The organism is Planktotalea sp., from assembly GCF_050633725.1.
GTDB lineage: Bacteria > Pseudomonadota > Alphaproteobacteria > Rhodobacterales > Rhodobacteraceae > Planktotalea.
In genome coordinates this window covers 222978-232091 of the sequence record NZ_JBOEHB010000012.1, presented here as the reverse complement: position 1 = coordinate 232091, position 9114 = coordinate 222978, and the positions used below count along the sequence as shown (strand labels likewise).

7 protein-coding genes are annotated in these 9114 nt (G+C 52.9%); 1 reads left to right on the top strand and 6 read right to left on the bottom strand.

All coding sequences use genetic code 11. The annotated features are described in order from the left end of the window. Positions 1 to 33 precede the first annotated feature (33 nt). Positions 34 to 1353, top strand: a complete 1320-nt coding sequence (locus tag ACRBCU_RS12135) for a GumC family protein (RefSeq protein ID WP_431365653.1) — start codon at positions 34 to 36, stop codon at positions 1351 to 1353. Between the two features lie 65 nt (positions 1354 to 1418). Here the strand turns inward: ACRBCU_RS12135 and ACRBCU_RS12130 are convergent, their stop codons facing one another. The 6 genes from ACRBCU_RS12130 to ACRBCU_RS12105 form a co-directional block, all read right to left on the bottom strand. Continuing rightward, positions 1419 to 2306, bottom strand: a complete 888-nt coding sequence (locus tag ACRBCU_RS12130; RefSeq protein ID WP_431365652.1) for a CpsD/CapB family tyrosine-protein kinase — start codon at positions 2304 to 2306, stop codon at positions 1419 to 1421. Between the two features lie 281 nt (positions 2307 to 2587). Further along, entirely contained in the window at positions 2588 to 4693 is a 2106-nt protein-coding gene (locus ACRBCU_RS12125) for an NAD-dependent epimerase/dehydratase family protein (protein WP_431365651.1), read from the bottom strand. Positions 4694 to 4703: 10 nt separating this feature from the next. Then, complete coding sequence (locus ACRBCU_RS12120) at positions 4704 to 5675, bottom strand: glycosyltransferase (protein WP_431365650.1); 972 nt, start codon at positions 5673 to 5675, stop codon at positions 4704 to 4706. Then, positions 5672 to 6922, bottom strand: coding sequence for a glycosyltransferase (locus tag ACRBCU_RS12115; protein ID WP_431365649.1), 1251 nt, complete (start codon positions 6920 to 6922; stop codon positions 5672 to 5674). The genes ACRBCU_RS12120 and ACRBCU_RS12115 overlap by 4 nt, the downstream gene beginning before the upstream one ends. Next, entirely contained in the window at positions 6915 to 7847 is a 933-nt protein-coding gene (locus ACRBCU_RS12110) for an NAD-dependent epimerase/dehydratase family protein (RefSeq protein WP_431365648.1), read from the bottom strand. The genes ACRBCU_RS12115 and ACRBCU_RS12110 overlap by 8 nt, the downstream gene beginning before the upstream one ends. Then, a complete protein-coding gene (locus ACRBCU_RS12105) occupies positions 7835 to 8959 on the bottom strand; it encodes a Gfo/Idh/MocA family protein (protein ID WP_431365647.1) in 1125 nt (374 codons plus the stop codon). The genes ACRBCU_RS12110 and ACRBCU_RS12105 overlap by 13 nt, the downstream gene beginning before the upstream one ends. Positions 8960 to 9114: the final 155 nt, after the last annotated feature.

The window sequence follows — 9114 nt, the reverse complement described above, 5'->3', positions numbered from 1 at the left end:
TGATGGCCAGGTGTTTGGCTGAGGAGAATTGGTTTGGATCAGATCAGAACCTTTGGTGAGTTTATGGGCGTAATTAAGCGCCGCTTTTTCTTGATGGCGCTGATTGTGTGTCTCGGGACTCTGGCGGCGATTTACTACGCGATGAATCAACCCAGCATGTATGAAACGCATGCAGCGCTTCAAATTGAAAGTGCGTCAGTCTCTAGTCAAACTACGGGAGCACCAGTTGCGACCAACGGTGCGGCACATCGCCTGACCTTGATTGAACAGCGATTAATGGCGCGCGACAGCCTTGTGCGCGTTGTGGACAAGTTGCAGTTATTTTCAGACGGCCCCCCCATGCCCTTGAACGAGAAAGTGGATGCGCTGCGCTCTAGCGTTCAGATCGTTCAAATCAAAGATGGCGCGCAGGCGTGGCAACCAAATATCACCCCATCTGGCATGCTCATTACAGTTACTTTCGGGGATCCTGATCTTGCGGCAAAAATTGCTAATGAGTTTCTGGGCTCTGTCTTGGAAGAGAACCGCAAACGCAAAGAAGAACGGACGGAAGGCGCATTGGCGTTTTTCAGCAGCGAAGAAGAGCGCATAGGCGCGGAAATCTTGCTGGTCGAAGAAGAGATCGCAGTATTCAAGAGCGCCAATTCTGATGCGCTACCGGGCGGAATTGCCTCCCAGCGTGATCAACTAGGCACGCTACGCGAGACTGAACTGGAAATTGACCGCGAAATAATCGCTGCTTCGAGCAATACCTCTCGCCAAAGACAGTCTGTGGTTGATTTGCAGGTTGCACGCTTGGAAGAGCAAAAAACGCTGATTCAACAACGTATTGATCGTTTCGAATCCGTGATCGCCGCCGCGCCAGAAGTAGAGCGTGAATTGGGCGCACTTAACCGTCGCCTGCGTCAATTGCAGGATCAGTATAGTGTTATTACAACGGGTCGCGCAGAAGCCGAAATGGGGCAGTTGCTTGAAACGGCGGACCAATCTGAGCGCTTTGTTGTTTTGGAAACCGCGCTGGTTCCTGAATGGGCTGTATCCCCTAGCCGCAAAAAGATTGCGATGCTGGGCTTTATTGGGAGTGGGTTCTTAGCTTGCCTTGCCGCGCTGGCTCTTGAAATGATGAATCCCGCTATTCGCACCAGTGCGCAACTAGAGCGCCAACTTGGCTTGCAGCCCGTTGTGTCTATTCCATATGTCACGACGACATGGGAGCAACGCCGCCGCAAACTCGCGTGGATTGGTGGATTTGTAGCGTTGATATTGTCGGTGCCCTATCTTCTGCGAACACTTGCAGAAAAGGGTTTGGGCGGATTGCTCGGTGGGCTGTTCAACCGTCAGGCGAATTCATAAGCAAACCAAGAGGCCTGCTTTGAAAGAGCCCGTTCTGCTAGAGGCGCAGTTCTATGTCAGAAAGGCTAGTAGCTGTAGTGACTAATCGATAGGCCTTCAGCTTTGTTTAGGATGACACCTAACAGTGGTTTGTCTTCTCCGAAGCGACGTTTAAGCTCACGTACTTCGTTGGCTTTGGTTGTTCCGCCGCCAACAACAAGAAGCACCGCATCATAGTGCTCGCGAAACGCCATGACATCATCATGGTACAAAGCAGGTGGCATATCGTAGATAACGACATCTGGTTCCAGTTCTGCTTCCATCTGGTGGATGGCGTCGGAGGTTGCCTGCGCGCCAAGCATTTCAGAGGCAAAAGGTTCGCGCGTATCGTTCAACGCAAATGCAACGTTTGAACCGATTTTGAGCATATTCTGTCCCATTCGCCGGAAATGTTCCGAGACAGAAACAGAGCCGCGAAGATAGTCGCCCATTGCTCCAGGATCAGTCACGCCCAGAAGCGGAGCCACCGAAGGATTGCGCAAATCGAGGTCCATCAACACCGTGCGCAAACGTTCCTGCCGTGAAAGGCTGATCGCAAGGTTGGTCGAAATGAACGTTTTGCCGCAATCTTTAGTTGGTGAGGTTATGACAACCCGTCGCCAACCTTTTTCAGCCAGTGCTTGCACCAACCGCGTGCGCAATACGTCAAAGGCGACATGCGCGGGGTTGTGACGGCTAGCACTGATAACGCGGTGTTTCTCGAGGTGCGCTTCGTTCACAATGATGCCACCAAGGCGATCCCAGGTATCTGGTGTCGGTTCCAACACCTGTTTGGACTTCATCGGCATCACGAGACGACGACGCATCTCTGCGGCTTCAGTTTCAGACAAGCGCATCCCACCGCCAGAGAACCGGCGACGGGTGCCAGTGCTCTGCGGTTCTGAATTCAGCTGGTTGGCGTTTGCTTTATTCATAACGTGCGTGTGTCCTTTGCTGCTCTGCCTATGGATCGGCAGTGCATTTCCTCACTATAGTCTAAAAAATCGGGCGAAATCATGTCGCGACAAGGGGGCAAGCAAGTTATTTTGCGCAATTTGTTGTGATTGGCGCAAGAAGAGTGGCCCCACGCTATTTTCTACTGTCTTTCCAAGACCCCCAAGCAAACCAATATCCATCGAAAATGCGGTGTTATCGAACGACCTGCGATCGTGCGTTGGCTGGTTTGGGTATCGTTGCGATAGAGCAATGCTGGGCTTTAGTAGCCCAACAGATTCGCGTCGATGATACCCTTTTGAACAAAAGCATGGCGATCCGCCTCCGGGGCCCAATCTAGCATTTGCTTGCTTTGAGAATTGTCAAAGGGGCTGAAGTGGGCGCGCGATTTCCAATCCATCAAGGACGGCCGCAGCACGCCATGACGACGCAGCGCGTGTTTCTTGAGTACAAATTTCACGGCATCAAAGGCCCAAAACAGTGTTGGATTGCCGCCCTTAACTTTCACGCGCGCTTCTAGCGCATCGTGGATTGCATCAAAATATTCGCGCGCAGTGAATTGGATATCGCCCACGAGATTGAATGATTGGCCAATCGCGTCTTTGTGCGTTCCCATGCGGACAAGTCCGTCACTAACGTCATCAATCAATACAAACGGCAATTTGTTTTTGCCCGCGCTCCACAGGCGTACAGCGCCCGCGCCGTGCCAGCGTCCAATGCCCCAATGTTGCAAAGGGCCACCCGGGCCAATCACAATTCCGGGGCGGGCGATGGTAAGCGGTAAGCCGCGTTCAACGTGCATCTGCATCAACTGATGCTCACACTCAGCTTTGGAGCGCGCATAGAGATTGCGATCGCTCATATCGGTGCCAAAACCGGTGCTCTCACGGATCGCAACATCTTCGCGGGACATATCGTAAGAGGCTATCGTGCCTGTGTAGATCAAGCGTTCAACACCAGCGTCCAGCGCGGCTTCGGCGATGTTTACTGCGACACCCACATCATTTTGCAGGCAAAGCTCCCAAGTTGTGTCCATTGATTTGGCGAGATTGTAGACAATCTTTATCCCCTCCATCGCCTTAACGAGCGCGGCTTTGTCTTTCAAATCAACGCTAACGGTTTCGACCTGATCGGGTAAATCGGGAAAGGGTCCGCGCGTGCCGCGCGAGACAACGCGCACGTCATGCCCTTGGGCGACAAGTGTGCGCGTGAGGTGCGCGCCGATAAATCCAGTCCCTCCAATAACCATAACGTCAGGTTTTGGAACGCGAGAGGGCGCTGGATGCGTGTGTGTTTCTTCGCCAGCATTAGGCAGTCGATCAATCACGCTTTGCATTGCATCCATTACCTTGACGCCGCTTTGAGCGTTGTATCGCGGATCTATCGCGCGCTTTTCAGCAAGGGCGTTGTAAAACGCAGACGTTATGCCAAGGAAGCTTAGCCCGTAGGCCGACTTGCGGTTGAGCGAAGCAGTTTGGCGGACTGCATTTACAACCCCTTCACGCAAATGCGCAAAGGACTGTGTGAGTTGGTTCACCAAAGGATTTACAATGAGATCAGAGGCATTTTCAGAGCGCACTACAAGCGCATCGGCGGCGTAATCATATTTCGCCAACCCGTTTGAGCCACGCAGAGTAAGCGAGCGATCATCGAGCGTTTCAACTGTGCTGAGGTTTACCGTAATATCAACATGCCTTGCACGCGCCAGAATGCGCCAACTTTGGTGCCGCAGCGCGCCGCCAGGCAATTCTGTAGGATGGCTCAGCTGGACGTCTAGCACTTCGATTTCGCCAAATAGATCGACTGCAAAGGCAAAAAGATGCGGTGCGAGTTCGAGCAAAAGGTTCTTTGGTTCGCGCAACAACCATAAACCGAACGGGCCAGACCGCAGCGGTGAAAGGGGGAAGCACCAATTAAATTCAGCAGCGCTAATCCGGCCAATTTTTCCCGCGGCCCGCGCGGCTTTCAAACGGTCATAACCCGGTAAACTTAGGAAGTTGTGCCCTACGGCCAACAGGCTTCCGCTTTCGGCGGCGGCCCGTTCCATTGTCCGCATTTCGTCAGCCGAAACGGCGACAGGCTTTTCTACAAGAACAGCAACGCCTGCGCGCAATGCCTTTTCAGCTAAATCAGCATGCAAATGGGGCGGTGTAAGAATGTGGACAGCGTCTACTTTCCCTGAGCTCAGCAATTGCTCCACATCGGTGAATACATGCGCACCGCGCGGCTCTGCCAGATCGCGAGCGGCTCCTTCGGAAAGGTCACACACCGCCGCGAGCTCGACTCCAGCCGTTTGTTTAATGGCATCCGCATGCCATGTCGCGATGTATCCAGCGCCGATAATGCCGGCGCGCAATGGGGTACTCATAAACTCAATCCTACTTGTATTCGATAAGTCGCATATCGCGGCCTGCGCGTTTGCGAAGATAATAACGGACCATTCCAATCATATTTGGGATTTTGGACAGCGAGAGAAGCCCAGATAGCTGATAAAGCAAGGGCTTTGCTTTGACGCCTTCCTTTTGGAGCCCAATAACTGTCCGCGAATAGGAGATCCCATAAGCTATCACCACCAAAAGCAGGAGAGTCCAAGAAAACAGCAATCCGACAAGAGCCAAAACAGGTAACAGCGCTCCAAAAACAACAACCCGTCTAACTTCGGTTTTAAAGTAACCTTGGTGCAAATCAGAAACCTGCGCGAAGCCGTGGCCCGAACGTTCAGCGCGTTTCCACCATTCTTTGAAATGCAGCATGTTTGCGTCATGAAGGGTCATCTGTTCAGGTATGCGAAGCAATTCCCAATTCGCGGCCCGAACGCGTTGGCAAAACTCATCGTCTTCTGCTGCAATCACTGTTGGATCAAAGCCGTCGACATCGTCCACGGCTGCCGCGCGCACCATCATGTCACCGCCGCATGTGGTGATCGGACCTGGGGGTCGATGCCATTCCACATCGCACAAAGCATTGTAGATCGAATTGTCAGGAAAAATTTCACGCCGCCATCCAGTGACGATTCCAAGCCTTGGATTGGCATCCATCTGCGCGCTGGCTTTGGCGATCCAATCTGGCTCTACTCCGCAATCGCCGTCAATAAATTGCACCAATTCGCATTCTGCAACTTCCATTAACTTGTCATAACCAGCGTTACGCGCTCGCGCTGCGGTGAAGGGTGTTGCGTTATCCAGCTCAACGACATGCGCGCCAATCGAGTGCGCAAAATTGACGCTATCGTCGCGCGATCCGCTATCAACATAGACCAAGTGTGCGACCTGTGGCGCAAGGCTATTTAGGCACCGTTTGAGGCGTGCACCTTCGTTGCGTCCGATGACAACGGCTCCAATTGCGCTCATGGTTGGTTCCTCACAGGCAAGTTGGGTGCGGACATCTGGTATGCGTCCAGCAGCTCGGCCAGCCATGCTGCCTCATGCGCGATATTAAAGGAGGCGCTGACCTTTGCACGGCCAGCTTTGCCCATACTTTCAGCCAAATCGACGTCGTTTAAAACGCGCTCAATCGCGTGGGAGAGCGAGTTTGAATCGCCCGGATGCACCAATATTCCTTCTTGCCCATCGCTGATAAGTTCAGGCACGCCCGCGACATGCGTCGTAATGACTGGCACTTCTGCGGCCATTGCTTCCATCAATACGACAGGAACACCCTCTGCAAAGCTGGGTAGAACGAAGAGGTCGCTATTCATTAGCGCCTCTGCCACTTCAGATTGGCTTTTGTACCCGACAAATTTTGTGATGCGGCCAAGCCCCAATTCTTGCGCGCGTTCTTCTAGCGCTGCCCGCTCTGGACCATCGCCAATGAAGGTCACGTTTAGATCAGGATGCGCCTCGCGCAATGTGCTAAGAGCATCAAGCAACACCGGTACGCCCTTGACCCCCGCCAAACGCCCTACAAACAGCAATTGTTTTGCGCGCTTGCGTGGTTTTGGTGTGTAGCGGTCGGGTTCGATACCGCAATGTACGATATGCAACTTCTCCCAATTCTCAGAACTAGAGAAATTCATCGCTTGCGCGCGGCAAAAATGACTGATGCAGGCTACAAACCGCGCTGATGCGATCTTTTCATCTAATCGCCAACGGTGTGGTTCAAAAAAGATATCCGGACCATGAAGTGTGAAACTAAAAGGAATACCGCTGAGCGCGCTGGCGAGCATAGCAACTGTGCAAGATGCCGTTGCAATGTGGTTGTGCAAATGGGTTATGCCGCGCGCTTGCATGTGGCGCGCGAGCATTCCTGCTTCTGCGAAATAGATCAATTGATAGAGCCCAGCTTTGAACCCGGGCGCGCGGGTTGCCCATGCTTTTCGCAACGCGCCAAAGTACCGACGTGGGTTTTGCGCAAAAATGCGGGCGTGGGCTGAAAGGAGCCTGATCGGGTTTTTTGCCGCTTCCAAAACATGGAATGTGCGCGCGGCTTCTTCTCGTTGTTCTGCGCCCACATGATGGCTCGGGTCAGTACGTCGAATGGAGCAAGTTTGAATATCTAATCCAAGTGAACGCAGGCCCGCGACCTCGCGTTGAATAAAAGTATCCGTTGCACGTGGGTATTCTCCCGTCAGGTAAGCGATGGGACCTGCATTACTCATGGCGCATTGCCTTTGTCATTTTGGCCTCGAAGCTGTCTTCCGGCTCATGAACGAGCGACGCGCGCATCAAAGCATTGTCATAGGCGAGCGGTTTCATGCGGGCGTGAAGCACCTTCGTGCGCAAAAGGCCAGGACGTGACGACCAGAATGCCAAAAGCTTGCTAAGGACTGAGAAAGCTTGCCAAGGGCAGGGTATGACCAGCTTGGGCCAACCAGATGCGCTAAGAGTTTCAATAAAGCGAATACGATCTGGTAGATCCGTGTCGAGTATATTCACTGCGCCGCTTGACTTGTTTATCGCCGCATTCAATGCCGATTGAGCAACCAAATCTATATGCGCAAGCGGAACTTGCCCCCTTGATGCGAGGCGTAGCAAGATTGGACCAAGTCCAATGCCCAAATGTGCGTTCATGATACGCGTTGCCCCAAAGATCGCGCCAACGCGCAAAACGCTGGCGTTGGGCATTTCGTCAGCGATGATCTCTTCTTGGGCAAGTTTGGCGTGTGAATACCCGTCGCGCTGTTCAGGATTAGGTTCAATCGGGCTTTGCTCGGTGACGATACTGCCAGCTTTAAGCGATTCAAAATCGTAGATTGCGATCGAGCTGATGTGCACAAGATGCGCGTTCAATGCCTTGGACACGGCGCAAACGGTTTGCATGGCTGGCAAACTGGACGCTTCGTGCCGCGCCCAATCAGACGTCATTTCACTGGCAGCATGGATTACAACATCAGCGGCACCGATTTCCTGAGCGAGCCTTTCGGCGGCACCTGTTTCTGCGAGGTCTTGAACAATTCCAGAATCGCCACTTCGAACGATCTTGCTCACGTGGTGACCGCGTGTTTCTGCCGCTTCAACGATGGCGCGGCCTAAATAGCCTGCGCTTCCAGTAACAACGATATGGAGAGGTTTTAAAGCGCCCATGGCATTGGCTCCATGGTTTCGCAACTTGTGCTCATATCTTGGACGCCGCGCGTGCGCCCCGCATTTTGAATGGCAAGAGTCACTTCGTTCAAGTGCAACGCGAAATCCCCCGCTAAGCGCGGCGTGCGTCCAGTTTCGAGAGCCTCCACCATTTCCATTGGCCCCAGAGCAAAGTTCATTTCAGCAGCGCCCCAACGTTTCACCTTTGGATGCGATCCGCCTACCAGTTTTATCCGTTTGCCAATGGGATGTTCTAGCAGACGGCGACGCAAAATCATGCGTTTATGAAAGCGTACCGGCGCGGAATTTGACCATGCTTTTTTCACGTTCAAAACACCTGCATCACCGATCACGCGGATACGATGATCATGCGGCGCCGTTATTGAGCAGGTCAGGCGCACAGGAGGGCCGCTTCGTTCGAAAAATAGGGTCGCAACAGAAAAATCAGCGGTCCCCATTGCGCCGGGCTTGTCTGGTATCGTTTCTGCTGAGGCCGCAATCACTTGGGTCACAGGGCCGAACATTGCGATAAGCCAGCTTAGATAATAACCCGCGTGTTCCAAGGTGCATCCAACATGAAACTCATCCTCAAACGGCCAAGGTGCGCCGCTTTCGCTGGTCCAATCTTGGTAGGGGGCTTGCGGTATGAAACCGTCGTCGAGTTCCGCATAGATCAGGCGAATATCGCCAGCGACGCCCTCTCGTGCTGCCTTTGCGAGCGTTTGCGCGGCTTCGCCCAAAACAGAGCAAGGCGCCGAAGCGAGGTAGCGCCCTTGGCTTTTCGCAAGCTCTGATAGTTCACGCGCATCTTGCATATCAATCGCAAGCGGTTTTTCAGAATATGCGTGATGTCCAGCATTTAAGATCGCTCGGTTTACAGCGCTATGGGCATGTGGATTGGTCAAGTTCAGAACGACGCTTCCGCGCGGCAAGCTTTTCAACAGTGCGTCTTGCGTCGCAAAATCGTCAAGTTTCCAATAGGTGCAGAATTGGGATAGGCGGTTGGCGTCGGTATCGAACACGCCTGCGATATGTTGATTTGGAAAACTGGCGAAAGAGCGCATGTAAAGATCGGCGACAAAGCCGCATCCTATGATCGCAATTTTCGTCATACGTTTCGCCTAAAACCACTGGTATCTTTTTACCACCTACGGGTATGAATTCACCACACAATCATGGCTATTCTTGGACAAAACACGAGAATTTTGCGTCTTGTCGTGATAATTCTGGCGCATTTGAGGGTCATAGGTCGGCAAAAGTATACGAG

Bases quoted from the DNA above. Each gene is read 5' to 3' on its own strand.
- ACRBCU_RS12130 (WP_431365652.1), bottom strand. From the start codon at position 2,306: ATGAATAAAGCAAACGCCAACCAGCTGAATTCAGAACCGCAGAGCACT.
- ACRBCU_RS12125 (WP_431365651.1), bottom strand. From the start codon at position 4,693: ATGAGTACCCCATTGCGCGCCGGCATTATCGGCGCTGGATACATCGCG.
- ACRBCU_RS12120 (WP_431365650.1), bottom strand. From the start codon at position 5,675: ATGAGCGCAATTGGAGCCGTTGTCATCGGACGCAACGAAGGTGCACGC.
- ACRBCU_RS12115 (WP_431365649.1), bottom strand. From the start codon at position 6,922: ATGAGTAATGCAGGTCCCATCGCTTACCTGACGGGAGAATACCCACGT.
- ACRBCU_RS12110 (WP_431365648.1), bottom strand. From the start codon at position 7,847: ATGGGCGCTTTAAAACCTCTCCATATCGTTGTTACTGGAAGCGCAGGC.
- ACRBCU_RS12105 (WP_431365647.1), bottom strand. From the start codon at position 8,959: ATGACGAAAATTGCGATCATAGGATGCGGCTTTGTCGCCGATCTTTAC.